The sequence below is a fragment of the Paraburkholderia sp. AV2 genome (genome assembly GCF_054968425.1).
The window spans coordinates 1-13,717 of record NZ_JBANLK010000087.1 but is presented as its reverse complement, the minus strand read 5'-3'; the positions used below and the strand labels follow the sequence as shown (position 1 = coordinate 13,717).

Genomic DNA, 13,717 nt, shown 5'->3' with positions numbered 1-13,717 from the left:
CTTCAGGCGCAGACCTCGTTGCTTGTACATCGTCGATCTCCTTCGGGACGGAACGTGCCGTCGAGTTTCTGTAATAGTCGAATGACGCGGCTTGATTAGTAATGCTATTTAAAGCTTCGATGCCGTGGCAGCTCGATGCATCGTCTGCGCGAGCGAACAGCGTGCGCGCGCAACGAGCTTTATTTCTTTAAGCGGGATCTTCTAAAGACGGCAAATGGGTTTGCGCAGCGTTATTGGAATCGGGAACTGCGTCTTGCATGGCTGGATTTCCGGACGATCTTAAAAACGCCATATTCGAGTGTCAATCAAGGCGACCCCTGTGTTGCAATCTATTCGAGTACACGTTTTCACTAATTCCCGAGTGGCGCGAGATACCGCGGAAAATCGATTCGCCGCTTCTCCGGCGGCTTTGCTCAAGGCGCGTGCTTTCTGGCCGATTCCCCGGCCGATTCTCCAGCCGATAAAATGAACCGGTGAATTTCCTCATTCAGGAGGGCGGGCACGGTAACGTGCGGCGAATGCCCGCCGTTTTCGAGCGGAAAGAGTTGCGAGCCGGGCACGCGATCGACAATGGTTTCGACCTGCGCCATGGTTCCGTACTGGTCGTCGCGCGCCTGCACGGCCAGCAAGGGGCAGCGGATGCCCGCGAGCTCGCGGACGATAGTCCATTCGCGAAACGCCGCGCTCAGCCAGACGTCGTTCCAGCCGTAGAACGCGGAATCGACGTCGTCGTGATAACGGCCGAGGCGCTCCCGCATGGGAGTGGTTTCATAGGCTATCTTTGCTTCGGCAATATTTTCGACGGAAATGTCTTCGACAAAAACGTGCGGAGCGATCACCACGGCGCCGGCCAGCTCATTGTTAAATGCACTCGCGTAAAGCAGGGCAATCGTTCCGCCGTCGCTGTGACCGATGAGCCACATCCGCCGGCGTTCCGCGGCGCCAATGCCCAGAGCCGAGAGAAGCGCCGGAAGGACATCCTGTGCCTGGTCCGTCATGAAATTCACGGGCAGACTGGCGCCGGGCGGCCGGGGCGTGGAGCGGCCGTAACCGGGGCGCGAATACACCAGCCCGCGCATGCCGAGCCGGTCGCATAGTGCTTGCGGCCACGTCTTCCACATGGCGACCGAACCTAGCCCCTCGTGCAGAAAGACGGCGACCGGTTGGTCGCGAAGATGCGCATTCAACCATCGGTATTCGATTTTCACGGGCCCCCGATTGTCCGAAGGGGGCAGCGAGGCAAACGGATAATTTTCCGGCGATGAGGTCAAGACCGTGCTTTCCATGATCAGGTCGCAGGCTGCATAGCCTGGCTTTGTTGTTCCCGCAGCTTGAATCGCTGGATTTTACCGGTCGCCGTCTTCGGCAGATCGTCCACGAAGAGAATGTCGCGCGGATACTTGTGGGGCGCGAGCCGGTCTTTCACGAAGGCCTTGAGGTCGGTTGCGAGGGCCGTGCTGGCGGCGAAGTCCGGTTTCAGGACGACGAACGCACAGGTCTTGACGAGCCCGCCCTGGTCGACGCCGATCACGGCGGCTTCGAGCACGGCGTCATGTTGCACGAGCACCATCTCGACCTCGACCGGGGAGACGTACTGGCCGCTGACCTTCAGCATGTCGTCGCTGCGGCCCGCGTAGACGTAGCAGCCGTCCGGCAGTTTCCGGTACTTGTCGCCGCTTCGCACCCAGTCGCCGAGGAACGTCGCGCGGGACTTCTCGCGGTTGCACCAGTACATGAGCGCGGCACTGGGGCCTTTGATGTACAGGTCGCCCACCTCGCCGTCCGGCACGGGACCGCCGTTTTCGTCGCGCAGTTCCACCGCGTATCCGGGTACGGGCGTTCCGGTCGTGCCGTAATGGACCTCGCCCGGATGATTCGAGAGAAAAATGTGCAGCATCTCTGTCGATCCGATGCCGTCCAGGATTTCGCAGCCGAAATGCGCCGTGAACCGTTCGCCCACTTCGCGAGGCAGCGCTTCGCCTGCCGAGGCGCAGATCCTGAGGCTGACGTCCGCTCGGGCCGGCCGCGTATGCGCCGCCATCATGCTGGCATAGAGCGTCGGGACACCGTAAAAGACGGTGGGGCGGTGTTTCACGAGACGCTCGAACACGGCGTCGACGGTCGGGCGTCCGGCCATCAGCACCGCCGTGGCCCCCACGGAAAGCGGGAACGTCAGGGCATTACCGAGGCCGTACGCGAAGAAGAGCTTGGCGGCGGAAAATACCACGTCGGTTTCGCGGATGCCGAGCACGTGCCTCGCGTAGGTTTCCGCGGTCCAGTAGAGGTTGGCGTGGGTGTGAACCGTGCCTTTCGGCTTGCCGGTCGATCCTGAGGAGTACAGCCAGAAAGCGATGTCGTCGCAGCCGGTTGGCGCCGCATGCGCCGCGGGCTCGGCCGCTTCGAGCAGGGCTTCGAGAACGGGTGCGGCGGACGGCGCGCCGCCGGTCGGCTGGGACACGATCAGCAGGCGGTCCTCTTGCGCGGCGGCATCGAGGGCAGGGGTCACGGCCTGCAGCACGGCGCCCGACGCCACCACGGCGCGAGCGCGGCTGTGGGCAAGCATATAGCCGTAATCGGCGGCCGTGAGCAGCGTGTTCACGACGACGGGCACGACGCCGGCATAGAGCGCCCCGAGGAACGCGACGGGCAGCTCGATGGTGTCGAGCATGACCAGCAGAACGCGCTCTTCCGCATGCACGCCCTGTGCGCGCAGGACCGAGGCGAAGCGGCGCGCGCGGTTCTCTAGCTGCCCGTAGGTCGTTGCGCCCGCGTCGTCGATGTACGCGAGCTTGCCGCTTCGCGGTTCGTTGAGCGCAAAAATATGGGCGGCGAAGTTGAATTGCGCCGGCGGTGGCGGCGCTGGTTCCACGGCCGGAAGGGGGGAGCCGGTTGCGGCCCTGAGTGGGGTGTCCATCTGTATTCGTCTCCGTCCCTGCTCGCTGTCTGATTGTCGTGCGCGCCCGCCACCACCGCTTTCCCTTGCGAAACTCATCAGTTCCGGGCGGGCGCGGGCGTGAACTCGATGGCGCCGCCGGGTAGCAGGTAGAGGACCAGCGCCTCGCCATTCGCTACGGTCGGGCAATGCGCGCTGCCGGGGCCATAGACGCACCACCCGGCCGGATGGCCGTCGAAGGTCGCACCGCCGGCGAGCGGCATGATCAGATCGATTTCCCCGTTGGGGTGCACGTGGTGAGGGCCCACGAGATCCTTCATCTCGACGACATCGACCGAGAATCCGTGCGTTTGCGGCAAGGCCTTGAAGATCCGGCCGTAACGGATGCCGCCTCCTTCCCGGTTGCAGAGCCAGCCCTCGGCAACGCCGGTGCGGCAGGCTTGCGCGAGCGCCTCGAACGTCTCGCTGCCGGGCGGCCAGGTCCCGTTGAGCCAGGCCTCGAGGCCGCCGTCGAGGTCGCGGCCGGCGATCCTCTGCGTGACGCCCGCGATCAGACGCTGAAAGTCTTCTGGGGACATGCGTTAGTCTCCGGATGCGGGAGATGCAATTTGATGCACCTTGTCCGCGCGTTTCGCTCCCGGCGCGACGAGCCGGAAGTTCGCGTGTCCCTGGCACGTGTATCTGGAATTGCTGCCGGTCAGCGTTTTGGCGAAAATTATCTTGTCGAATTACCGTTGTCAAGCACTATAGTACATTTTTCGGTGGGAATTGGTCTGGCGATATGAAGCAAACTTACTCTGAAGGGCGGCGCGATGGCGCGCAGGAACCGGGCGACAGCCTGGCGGACACCGAGGCGGCCGGGCGGGAGCCTGGCGAATCGGGTGAGCCGGGCGAGCAGGATAAGGCGGCCAGCCGCGATCCTTTCCTCGCGGCCATGGGGGAGCGCGTGCGCCTCCTGCGCGCGCGGCGGGGGATGACACGCAAGTCGCTGGCGCTCGAGACCGGGCTTTCGGAGCGCCACCTCGCCAATCTGGAGACCGGTACCGGCAACGCCTCGATACTTGTGCTCCGGCAGCTCGCGGCCGCGCTGAATTGCCCGCTCGCCGAGGTGATCGGCGACGAGACGACTTCGTCGGCCGAATGGCTGCTGATACGCGAGCTGCTGCAGGGGCGCGACCTGGCCTCGCTGCAGCGCGCCCGGATTGCGTTGTCCGAACTGTTCGCGCAGACCTCGCGGGATCCGCATCGCCATGAGCGGATCGCGCTGATCGGCCTGCGCGGCGCCGGCAAATCCACGCTCGGGCGCATGCTCGCGCAGGAGCGGAAGGTGCCGTTCGTCGAGCTCAATCGCGTGATCGAGCAACTCGCGGGTTGCCCGCCGAGCGAGATTCACGCGCTCTATGGCGCCAGTGCCTACCGCCGCTACGAGCGCCGTGCGCTCGAAGCCGTGATCGCCGAACACCCGCGCGCCGTCATCGCCTCGCCGGGCGGGCTGGTTTCCGAGCCTTCCACGTTCAATACGCTGCTGGCCCACTGCTTCACGGTCTGGCTTCAGGCGACGCCGGAGGACCATATGCGCCGGGTCGTTGCGCAAGGTGATCTGCGGCCGATGTCGGGCAACCGCGGCAACAGCGAGGCCATGGAAGACCTCAAGCGCATCCTTGCGGGCCGCAACGAGCTTTATAGCCGCGCCGACCTGGCCTTCGACACGAGCGAAAAGACGCTGGCGGACGCCTACCTGCAATTGCGCGACCGGCTGGCCGCGCGGCTGGGCGCGGAGGACGTTTCCGGCGGGCTGTGACCGGGCGCTTCGGCCTGGGCTTGCACCTCGCTTTGCACACTCATGCATTAAAATGCTTTACACGATCCTGATGATGCACTATCGTTCATGAAATACGATGCGCCTATCAGGAGACGTTCATGTCCGCAGCAGAAACGGCTGTCCCGCAGGTCGACTATCGCACCGACCCCTCGCAGTACCGGCACTGGAAGCTGACATGCAACGGTCCGGTAGCGACGCTGGGCATCGACATTGCCGAAGACGGCGGTATTCGCGACGGCTACAAGCTCAAGCTGAATTCGTATGACCTGGGCGTCGACATCGAGCTTCACGACGCCCTCCAGCGCATCCGCTTCGAGCATCCGGAAGTCCGCACGGTGGTCGTGACGAGCCTGAAGGACCGCGTTTTCTGCTCGGGCGCGAACATCTTCATGCTCGGACTTTCCACGCATGCCTGGAAGGTCAACTTCTGCAAGTTCACGAACGAAACGCGCAACGGCTTCGAGGACTCGTCGCGTCACTCGGGCCTGAAGTTCATTGCCGCCGTGAACGGCGCCTGTGCGGGCGGAGGCTACGAGCTGGCGCTGGCGTGCGACGAGATCATGCTCGTGGACGATCGCTCGTCGTCGGTGGCGCTGCCGGAGGTGCCGCTGCTCGGCGTGCTGCCCGGCACCGGCGGGCTCACGCGCCTCACCGACAAGCGCAAGGTTCGTCACGACCGCGCCGACATCTTCTGCACGGTGGTGGAAGGCATACGCGGCGAACGGGCGAAGGAATGGCGCCTCGTCGACGCTGTCGTGAAGCCGAACCAGTTCGACCAGGCCGTGCAGGCACGCGCGCTCGAACTCGCGGCGCAAAGCGATCGTCCGGCCGACGCCCAAGGCATCGTGCTCACGCGCATCGAACGCATCCAGCACGACGACATCCTCAGTTATGCAACGGTCGACGTCGCCATCGACCGTGCCAAGCGTACCGCCACGTTTACCGTGAAGGCGCCCGCGGTCCCGCTTCCCGAAGGCATCGGCGCGATCGTCGCGGCCGGCGCATCGTGGTGGCCGCTGCAGTTCGCGCGCGAGCTCGACGACGCCATTCTGTCGATGCGCACGAACGAGCTCGATATCGGCACCTGGATCTTCAAGACGGGCGGCGATGCGAAGGCCGTGCTCGCCGCGGATGCCGCGCTGCTCGAACATCGCGATCATTGGTTCGTCCGGGAAACCATCGGCATGCTGCGCCGTACGCTGGCGCGTATTGACGTATCGTCGCGTTCGCTGTTCGCGCTGATCGAACCCGGCTCGTGTTTCGCCGGCACGTTCGCCGAGCTGGCTTTCGCCGCCGACCGGACCTATATGGTGGCGCTGCCGTCGAACGAGGAAGAAGAGCCCGCGATCACGCTTTCCGAAGCCAACTTCGGCCTCTATCCGATGGTCACGGAGCAGTCGCGTCTCGCGCGGCGTTTTTATGAGGAAACCGAACCGCTCGACGCGGCGCGCGCGAAGATCGGCCAGCCGGTCAAGTCTGTGGAGGCCGAGCGCCTCGGCCTCGTGACCGCCGCGCCCGACGACATCGACTGGGCCGACGAAATCCGCATCGCGCTGGAGGAACGCATGGCCATGTCGCCCGACGCGCTGACGGGTCTCGAAGCGAACCTGAGGTTCAACGGTCCGGAGACGATGGCAACGCGCATCTTCGGCCGCCTCTCTGCCTGGCAGAACTGGATTTTCAACCGTCCGAACGCCGTGGGAGAGAAGGGCGCGCTGAAGGTCTATGGCAAGGGCAGCAAGGCGCAGTTCGACACCGCCCGCGTTTGATGCCTCTTTGAGGCTCCTCCGAGGCCTCCCGCTACCGTACAAGGAACCGTAATGTCCACGATCAACTACAGCGAGAAGATCCCCAACAACGTCAATCTGGCCGACGATCGCATGCTGCAGCGCGCGCTCGAGCAGTGGCAGCCGAACTTCCTCTCGTGGTGGGGCGACATGGGGCCCGAGGGCTCGCACGGCTACGACGTCTATCTGCGCACGGCCGTGAGTGTCGACCCGGGTGGCTGGGCGCACTTCGACTACGTGAAGATGCCGGACTATCGCTGGGGCATTTTCCTCACGCCGGGCGAGGCGGACCGCAAGATCCATTTCGGCGAGCACAAGGGCGAAACGGCGTGGCAGGACGTGCCTGGCGAGCATCGCGCGAACCTGCGCCGCATCATCGTCACGCAGGGCGATACCGAGCCAGCCTCCGTGGAGCAGCAGCGGCACCTGGGTCTCACGGCGCCTTCCATGTACGACCTGCGCAACCTGTTTCAGGTGAACGTGGAAGAGGGTCGCCATCTGTGGGCCATGGTGTACCTGTTGCACCGCTACTTTGGCCGCGACGGACGTGAGGAGGCCGAAGCATTGCTCGGCCGGCGTTCGGGCGACGACGACAACCCCCGCATTCTCGGCGCGTTCAACGAGAAGACGCCCGACTGGCTGGCCTTCTTCATGTTCACGTACTTCACGGACCGCGACGGCAAGTTCCAGCTTTCGGCGCTCGCGGAGTCGGGCTTCGATCCGCTGGCCCGCACGACGAAGTTCATGCTGACCGAAGAGGCGCACCACATGTTCGTCGGCGAATCCGGCGTGTCGCGCGTGGTGCAGCGCACGGCACAGGTCATGAACGAGCTGAAGACGGATGACGCAGGCCGGTTGCGCGCCGCAGGCGTGATCGACCTCGGGACGATCCAGCGCTACCTGAACTTCCACTACTCGGTGACGATCGACCTGTTCGGTGCCGACCAGTCGTCGAACGCCGCGACGTTCTACAGCTCGGGCCTGAAGGGCCGCTATGAAGAGACGAAGCGCGACGACGACCACCAGTTGACGGGGCAGAGCTACAGGCTGCTCGATGTTCAGGACGGCAAACTCGTCGAGCGCGAAGTGCCCATGCTCAATGCGATGAACGAAGTGCTGCGCGACGACTACATCAAGGACTCGGTGGCGGGCGTCAATCGCTGGAACAAGGTGCTCGAAAAAGCCGGCATCGATTTCCGCCTGACCGTGCCGCACAAAGCGTTCAACCGCCAGATCGGCACGTTCGCGGGCGTGCGCATCTCGCCGGATGGGCGCGTGGTGAGCGAGGCCGAGTGGGCGGCCAACGAGTCGAAATGGCTGGCGACGCCGGAGGATCGCGCTTACGTGGCCTCCCTGATGGGCCGCGTGATCGAGCCGGGCAAGTTCGCGAACTGGATCGCGCCGCCGGCCATGGGCATCAACCGTCAGCCTGTCGATTTCGAATACGTCCGTTTCAACTGATCGGCTTCGCCCGTCATTGAGGCAGACCGGACGGTAGGGGTGGGAGCACAACCATGAATGCAGCGATTCCGATGGAAATCCTGAAGCAGCACCTGATCGATCCGGAAATCTGCATCCGGTGCAATACGTGTGAAGAGACCTGTCCGATCGACGCGATTACCCACGACGGCAGCAACTACGTGGTCAAGGCGGACGTCTGCAACGGCTGCATGGCTTGCGTCCCGCCCTGCCCTACGGGAGCGATCGATAATTGGCGCAACGTCCTGAAAGCGGACGCCTATGGCATCGAGCAGCAGTTCGGGTGGGACGAACTGCCGGCGCAGAGCGCATCGGTTAGCGCTCAGGCAGAGCCGGCGGGCGCCGACGTTGTGACCGAGAGCCCGGTCGAGCCGGCGGGTGTTCAGCAAACGGACACCGGGCGCGGATCGAATGTGCCGCCGTGGTCCGCTTCGAAGCCCTATGTGAACCTCTACACGCACAAGACACCGGCCACGGCGACGGTGATGGGCAACTACCGCCTGACCGGCGAGTCGGCCGAGAGCGATATCCATCACATCGTCCTCGATTTCGGCGCGCTGCCGTTCCCGGTGCTCGAAGGGCAATCGATCGGCATCCTGCCGCCCGGCACGACCCCGGACGGCAAGCCCCATCACGCACGCCAGTATTCGCTGGCGAACCCGCGCGACGGGGAGCGTCCGCGCTACAACAACGTTTCGCTGACCGTGAAGCGCGTCACGCGCGATCACGACGGCAACGACACCCTGGGCGTCTGCTCGAATTATCTGTGCGATCTGCAGAAGGGCGACGTCGTGACGGTGATCGGGCCATTCGGCAGCACCTTCCTGATGCCCAACCATCCGAATTCCCATTTGCTGATGATCTGCACGGGCACCGGCTCCGCGCCGATGCGCGCGATGACCGAATATCGCCGGCGGCGGCGCCTCAAGGGCGTGACTGGAAAGCTGATGCTGTTTTTTGGCGCCAGGACGAAAGAGGAATTACCATACTTCGGACCGCTTACCAATCTGCCGAAAGACTTCATCGACACGAATCTGGCGTTTTCGCGCACGCTGGGTCAGCCCAGGCGCTACGTTCAGGATGCCATGCGCGAGCGGGCCGTGGATGTCGCCCAACTGTTGAAAGACGACAGCACCTATGTCTACGTTTGCGGTTTGAAGGGCATGGAAGAGGGGGTGCTGCAGGCGCTCCAGGATATCGCCGGTCGGCATGGACTGGACTGGAACGCCCTCTGGCCGCGTCTCAAGCGTGAAGGGCGGCTGCACCTCGAGACATACTGAGCGACTCGCGCAGCCGCTTTCGCACTGTTCAGTAACTGAACGCTTTCCGGCGTCCGGCTTCGCAGCCACGGACCCTTCCGGGGCACGAACAATTCCCGATAGTGATGCTGGCCCCTGTTCCCTAACGTAGCGATGTTCCGGCAGCGATCCGCGCCTCCCACGCGCTTGCGTCCCGGCTTTCGCTTGATAGCTTGATATACACAGGAGTCAGCATGAGCGTTTCTTCTTCCACCCGCCTTCTCGACGACGACGTCTGGCATGGCCGGCTCTTCACCGGTTCGTGGTGCGAGGGCACCTCGGCCGCCGACGTGCTCGAACCCGCCACCGGCAAGCGCCTTGCGCGGATCGGCATGGCCGACGCCGGACTCGTGGCCGCTTCGTCGAAGTCGGCATTCGAGGCACAGCAGGCCTGGGCCGCGCTGCCTTACGACGAGCGCGCGGCCGTGTTGCGCCGCGCCGCACGGCTCGCCGAAGCGTCCTTCGACGAAATTGCCGGCTGGATCGTGCGCGAGAGCGGCTCGACGCGCGGCAAGGCGGGCTTCGAAACCCAGGTCACCGTCAAGGCACTGCACGAGGCGAGCGCGCTGCCCTCGCGCTCGGCGGGCGAAGTCCTGCCTTCGGTGCCGGGCCGCCTTTCGCTCGCGCGCCGCCGTCCGCTGGGCGTCGTGGGCGTGATCGCACCGTTCAATTTCCCGCTCTATCTGGCGATGCGCGCGGTCGCTCCGGCTCTCGCACTCGGCAATGCCGTCGTGCTCAAGCCGGATCCGCGCACCTCCGTTTGCGGGGGCTTCACCATCGCGCGCCTGTTCGAACTGGCGGGCCTGCCCGCGGGCGTGCTGCATGTGTTGCCGGGCGACGGTGCGGCGGGCGCGGCGCTTACCAGCGATCCGCATGTGGCGATGATCCAGTTCACGGGCTCGACCGGTGCGGGCCGCAAGGTGGGCGAGGCGGCCGGCCGCCACCTGAAGAAGGTCTCGCTCGAACTGGGCGGCAAGAACTCGCTGATCGTGCTCGACGACGCGGATCTCGATCTCGCGATTGCCAACACGGCGTGGGGGGCGTATCTGCACCAGGGGCAGATCTGCATGGCGGCCGGCCGGGTACTCGTGCAACGCGGCATTTACGACCGTTTCGTGGAGAAGCTCGTGGCGAAAGCGTCGAGCCTCACGGTGGGCGATCCGGCTGCGGACAATGTCGCGCTCGGGCCGATCATCGACACGGCACAGCGCGACCATATCGTGCGGGCGCTGGCGGCAGCGCAGGAAGCGGGGGCGCGGGTCGAAACGGGCGGGACCTTCAAGGATCTGTTCTTCGAGCCCACCGTGCTGAGCGGCGTGAACGCCCAAAACCCGGCGTTCAACGAGGAGATCTTCGGGCCGGTTGCCGTGGTCGTGCCGTTCGATACCGACGACGAAGCCGTCAAGCTCGCCAACGACACGGAATATGGCCTCTCGATGGCCATCGTCACGTCGAACGTAGGACGGGCGCTGCACATGGGCGAGCGCCTGCGCACGGGGCTTCTGCACATCAACGACCAGACGGTCAACGACGAAGTGATCAATCCGTTCGGCGGCGTGGGCGCCTCCGGCAACGGCACGAGCATTGGCGGGCCGGCCAACTGGGAGGAGTTCACGCAGTGGCAGTGGCTCACCGTGAAGGGCGAAGCGCCGCGCTATCCCCTCTGAGCGGGCCGGACGATGCGAGTCATCCCGAACTTATCGACGCAACAAGGAGGCGCAACATGAGTACGACAACCGCAGGCCGTACCGTCACGGCAGCGGTCGCGCGCGGCAAGGGCGAACCGTTCGTCATCCAGCAGGCGCGCCTGCGTGGCCCGAAGGACGATGAGGTGCTGGTGCGCGTGGTTGCCACGGGCCTGTGCCATACGGACCTGATCGTGCGCGACCAGTACTATCCGGTGCCGCTGCCTGCCGTGCTCGGCCATGAAGGCGCGGGCGTGGTCGAGGAGGTCGGCCCGAACGTGAAGAATCTGAAGCCCGGCGATCACGTTGTGCTGACCTATGGCGCGTGCGGTCATTGCCAGCCGTGCGCGGGCGGGCACGGCGCGTATTGCAGCCACTTCTTCGGCCTGAATTTCGGTGGTTCAGACCCCGAAGGGCATACGGCCATCGAAGACCAGGAAGGCCGGCCGCTGCACGACCACTTCTTCTCGCAGTCGTCGTTCGCAAGCCATGCGCTTGCACGCGAAAACAACGCGATCAAGGTGCCGCACGATGCGCCGCTGGAGTTGCTGGGGCCGCTCGGTTGCGGCATCCAGACCGGCGCGGGCGCGGTCGGCCTGTCCGCCGTGATGGCCGCGCGCGTGGCGGGCGCAACGACCATCGTCGCGGTAGATATCGTGCCTTCGCGGCTCGAACTCGCGAAGGAACTGGGCGCTACGCATACCGTCAACAGCGCGGAAGTCGACATGATCGAAGCGATTCGCGCGCTCACGGGTGGCGGCGTGGACTTCGCGCTGGAGTCGACGGGCAATCCGAAGGTGCTGGCAGGCGCGATCGAGTCGCTTGGCACGCTGGGCGCGATTGGCGTGGTGGGCGCGCCGCCTCTCGGCACCCGGGCCGAGTTCGACATCAACAACCTGCTGCTGGGCGGGCGCACGATACGCGGCATCGTGGAAGGCGATAGCGTTGCGCAACGCTTCATTCCGCAGCTCGTCGAACTCTATCGGCAGGGGCGCTTTCCGTTCGACAAGCTCGTGAAGTTCTATCCGGTCGAGCAGATCAACGAAGCCGCCGAGGACAGCACGCGCGGCATCACGCTCAAGCCGATCCTGCGTTTCGCGCATGCGTGAGTGAGCGGGCGGCCGATAGGGCACCTGTGGCCGCGCAGAGGGCCACAGGGTACGCTATTCTCACGGGTGTCCGCCTTATTGCCACGCCTGCCTCGCAGCGACGGGAGCCCGAATGAATCGCATGTCCGCGCCCGCACCCTTGAACGCCAGTCCGCTCGCACAACTGCATTCGGCCCGTGAACGCTTCGGCGACGGCGGACAACTCCCCAAGGCCCTGACCCCCGGTTTGCTCCCCGAATCCGTGGCGCGCTCGTGGGCGCGCTCGCGCGACGCGGGTGTGATGCCCTGGCAGGCACCCGAATACGAACTGCTCAGCGGTTCGCGCAGCACGCGGGAATCGCTCGACGACCGGCGACTCTTTAGTTGCATCGTCGACGAAGTCGAGCAACTTTGGGAGGCATTCGGCGGCGACGAGTGGACCATCTTCTGCGTGAATCCGCAGGGCACGGTGATTCACGCGCGCCGCAGCCCCGGCTGCGACGACGAACTGATCCTGCCGATCATCGCCGGCCGCCGCATTCTCGAATCGCATATCGGCACGACAGCGCCAAGCTGCGTGCTGCACGAGGGTATTGAAGCGACGGTGACGGGCGGCCAGCATTATCTCGACGAATTCGAACGCGTGTCTTGCCTCGCGGTGCCGCTATTCGGACTGCACGGCGAGGTGGTCGGCGCGCTCGATATCACCGGCACGGGGCAGCGCGATTTCGCACAACTGAAGGAGCAGTTCCGGCTCGCTGCACTGGCCGCCGAACAGCGTCTCTTCGCGACCTTGCGCGGTTGTCATTTGCTGCGTCTGCAGCACGATCCGCGCTGGCTGGCCACGCCGCTCGCGGGCGTGCTGGCGGTGGAGGAGGACGGGCATCTGCGTGCGGCGAGCCGTCTCGCACGGCGCATGCTTTCGTTGCCCCACGGCGTGCCGATGGCGCAGTTCGCGCTGCGCGACGTGTTCGACGATGCGCCCCCGGCCCTGCTGAGCCGTCTGCTGAAGCCTCGGCGCGGTCCGCAGCGCATTGCCCGCGCGGATGGCAGTCATCTATGGGTGCAATATGCACGCGCGCCGCTCAATCGCAGCACGGCGCGCCACGTGCAGACGGACCTCGATGCAGGCAGCGCCGATGCCGGAACGATCGCGTCCGGTGCTGGGCCCGCCGCGCCGAAAGCGGGTTCGAGTCTTGAAGAACAGATGCTCGGCGCCGTTCAGCAGGCCATGCTCGACCATAACGGCAACGTAGCCGCGGTCGCGCGGCAGTTGCGGATTTCGCGCACGACCGTTTACGCGCGGCTGCGCCAGTTGCGCGATATCGGCATGGTGGCTGGAGAATAAGGAAGCGGGAAGGGCGGCGTACACGCCGCTGCCGTCCGCCGCGACCTCGTCAGAACGAGTAGGTGAACTGCGCGCCGGGCAGGTCGTTGTTCCTGCTGTACGAACCATCGCTGCGCAGGAACACCTGCTGCGTGGCCCAGTCGTGGCGATACTCCACCCTGACCGTGATCTGCTGCGTCGGATCATCGGCGTTGGTGGCGCTCGAGAGCGTCTGGCTTCCGATGTTGAACGAGCCGCCGATATCCGGCACACTCGACCACGCTGTGCTTCGGTGTACTACGGATACAGGTTCGGATGTCTCTCAGGCCCTGCGGGTG

Annotated in this window: 10 protein-coding genes and 1 pseudogene; 7 read left to right on the top strand and 4 right to left on the bottom strand. The window is 65.0% G+C overall.

The genetic code is table 11. The annotated features are described in order from the left end of the window. Positions 1-413: 413 nt before the first annotated feature. The 3 genes from V8683_RS30680 to V8683_RS30670 form a co-directional block, all read right to left on the bottom strand. The gene (locus tag V8683_RS30680; protein ID WP_411192712.1) at positions 414-1,286 is read right to left on the bottom strand and encodes an alpha/beta fold hydrolase; all 873 of its coding nucleotides are present in this window, start codon (positions 1,284-1,286) and stop codon (positions 414-416) included. 2 nt (positions 1,287-1,288) lie between these two features. Beyond that, complete coding sequence (locus V8683_RS30675) at positions 1,289-2,914, bottom strand: benzoate-CoA ligase family protein (RefSeq protein ID WP_411192713.1); 1,626 nt, start codon at positions 2,912-2,914, stop codon at positions 1,289-1,291. Positions 2,915-2,991: 77 nt separating this feature from the next. Next, a complete protein-coding gene (locus tag V8683_RS30670) occupies positions 2,992-3,471 on the bottom strand; it encodes a DUF4863 family protein (RefSeq protein WP_411192714.1) in 480 nt (159 codons plus the stop codon). A gap of 203 nt (positions 3,472-3,674) precedes the next feature. Between V8683_RS30670 and V8683_RS30665 the strand changes: the two genes are divergently transcribed. The 7 genes from V8683_RS30665 (at position 3,675) to V8683_RS30635 (ending at position 13,400) form a co-directional block, all read left to right on the top strand. Then, a complete protein-coding gene (locus V8683_RS30665) occupies positions 3,675-4,694 on the top strand; it encodes a helix-turn-helix transcriptional regulator (RefSeq protein WP_411192715.1) in 1,020 nt (339 codons plus the stop codon). A 119-nt stretch (positions 4,695-4,813) separates the two neighbouring features. Further along, complete coding sequence (gene boxC / locus V8683_RS30660) at positions 4,814-6,484, top strand: 2,3-epoxybenzoyl-CoA dihydrolase (RefSeq protein ID WP_411192716.1); 1,671 nt, start codon at positions 4,814-4,816, stop codon at positions 6,482-6,484. 51 nt (positions 6,485-6,535) lie between these two features. Continuing rightward, positions 6,536-7,963: a benzoyl-CoA 2,3-epoxidase subunit BoxB gene (boxB, locus tag V8683_RS30655; RefSeq protein ID WP_411192717.1), complete on the top strand. Its 1,428-nt coding sequence runs from the start codon at positions 6,536-6,538 to the stop codon at positions 7,961-7,963. Between the two features lie 53 nt (positions 7,964-8,016). Then, a complete protein-coding gene (gene boxA / locus V8683_RS30650) occupies positions 8,017-9,261 on the top strand; it encodes a benzoyl-CoA 2,3-epoxidase subunit BoxA (protein ID WP_411192718.1) in 1,245 nt (414 codons plus the stop codon). Between the two features lie 212 nt (positions 9,262-9,473). Next, entirely contained in the window at positions 9,474-10,946 is a 1,473-nt protein-coding gene (locus V8683_RS30645) for a benzaldehyde dehydrogenase (protein ID WP_411192719.1), read from the top strand. 56 nt (positions 10,947-11,002) lie between these two features. Further along, complete coding sequence (locus tag V8683_RS30640; RefSeq protein WP_411192720.1) at positions 11,003-12,073, top strand: NAD(P)-dependent alcohol dehydrogenase; 1,071 nt, start codon at positions 11,003-11,005, stop codon at positions 12,071-12,073. A 112-nt stretch (positions 12,074-12,185) separates the two neighbouring features. Beyond that, positions 12,186-13,400: a helix-turn-helix domain-containing protein gene (locus tag V8683_RS30635; RefSeq protein WP_411192721.1), complete on the top strand. Its 1,215-nt coding sequence runs from the start codon at positions 12,186-12,188 to the stop codon at positions 13,398-13,400. Positions 13,401-13,449: 49 nt separating this feature from the next. On the opposite strand, the pseudogene V8683_RS30630 reads toward V8683_RS30635, so the two are convergent. Continuing rightward, positions 13,450-13,581, bottom strand: a pseudogene (locus tag V8683_RS30630) (DUF3138 family protein); the annotation flags it as partial. Positions 13,582-13,717: the final 136 nt, after the last annotated feature.

Bases quoted from the DNA above. Each gene is read 5' to 3' on its own strand.
- V8683_RS30640 (WP_411192720.1), top strand. From the start codon at position 11,003: ATGAGTACGACAACCGCAGGCCGTACCGTCACGGCAGCGGTCGCGCGC.
- V8683_RS30675 (WP_411192713.1), bottom strand. From the start codon at position 2,914: ATGGACACCCCACTCAGGGCCGCAACCGGCTCCCCCCTTCCGGCCGTG.
- V8683_RS30665 (WP_411192715.1), top strand. From the start codon at position 3,675: ATGAAGCAAACTTACTCTGAAGGGCGGCGCGATGGCGCGCAGGAACCG.
- V8683_RS30645 (WP_411192719.1), top strand. From the start codon at position 9,474: ATGAGCGTTTCTTCTTCCACCCGCCTTCTCGACGACGACGTCTGGCAT.
- boxC (WP_411192716.1), top strand. From the start codon at position 4,814: ATGTCCGCAGCAGAAACGGCTGTCCCGCAGGTCGACTATCGCACCGAC.
- V8683_RS30635 (WP_411192721.1), top strand. From the start codon at position 12,186: ATGAATCGCATGTCCGCGCCCGCACCCTTGAACGCCAGTCCGCTCGCA.
- V8683_RS30680 (WP_411192712.1), bottom strand. From the start codon at position 1,286: ATGGAAAGCACGGTCTTGACCTCATCGCCGGAAAATTATCCGTTTGCC.
- boxA (WP_411192718.1), top strand. From the start codon at position 8,017: ATGAATGCAGCGATTCCGATGGAAATCCTGAAGCAGCACCTGATCGAT.
- boxB (WP_411192717.1), top strand. From the start codon at position 6,536: ATGTCCACGATCAACTACAGCGAGAAGATCCCCAACAACGTCAATCTG.
- V8683_RS30670 (WP_411192714.1), bottom strand. From the start codon at position 3,471: ATGTCCCCAGAAGACTTTCAGCGTCTGATCGCGGGCGTCACGCAGAGG.